1 protein-coding gene is annotated in these 892 nt (G+C 66.4%); it reads left to right on the forward strand.

Features of this window, described 5'->3' with window-relative positions; genetic code table 11:
* Positions 1–115: 115 nt before the first annotated feature.
* The coding region (locus MTBUT4_RS15165; RefSeq protein ID WP_173980540.1) for an IS110 family transposase at positions 116–892 on the forward strand (777 nt) is incomplete at its 3' end.

An 892-nucleotide genomic window follows, 5' to 3' on the forward strand; every position in this document is an offset into this window, starting at 1 on the left:
TTTAGACCCTATGTTCGCCCCCTGAAACGGCTGGCGGTCCGTCCCACGGCATGTCCCAATCGAGGGTTGCGCCGGACTGGCCGGCGCCGAGCCTCAGACATGGGGGACGGACCTGATGAACGATATCATCTTCGTGGGTTTGGATGTCCATAAGGCGACGGTGGCGGTTGCCGTCGCCGAAGGGACTCGCGGCGGCGAGGTGCGCCAACTGGGAGCCATCCCGAACCGCGCCGATCAGATTGCCAAGCTGGTGGAAAAGCTTGCCAAGAACGGGCGGCGATTGAACTTCTGCTATGAGGCCGGCCCCTGCGGCTACGGCCTGCATCGGCAACTGACCGCGTTGGGCCACGATTGCATGGTGGTGGCGCCCTCGCTGATCCCGGTGAAGGCCGGCGACCGGGTGAAGACCGACCGCCGCGACGCGGTGATGCTGGCTAAACTGCACCGGGCCGGGGAGTTGACGGCGGTCTGGGTGCCGGACGGCGCCCATGAGGCAATGCGCGACCTGATCCGGGCACGGGCCACGGCGGTGCGGGTGCTCGGCAAGGCGCGCCAGCATCTTCAGGGCTTCCTGCTGCGGCATGGCCGCGTTTACGCCGGCAAGAAGGGCTGGACCTTGGCCTACCGGCGCTGGCTGACCACGGTGCGCTTCGACCACCCTGCCCAGCAGGTTGTGCTTCAGGACTATATCCACGCCGTCACCGATGCCGAGGCGCGGGTCGAGCGACTGACCCGTCAAATCGAGGACCTGGTGCCGCAGTGGTCGATGGCGCCGGTGGTCGAAGCTTTGCAGGCCATGCGTGGCGTCGCCTTTATCGTCGCCGTGACCTTGGCCGCCGAAGTCGGCGACTTCTCCCGCTTCGACAATCCGCGCCAGTTGATGGCCTATCTC

It is taken from the genome of Magnetospirillum sp. UT-4 (genome assembly GCF_902729435.1).
Taxonomy (GTDB): Bacteria; Pseudomonadota; Alphaproteobacteria; order Rhodospirillales; family Magnetospirillaceae; genus Magnetospirillum.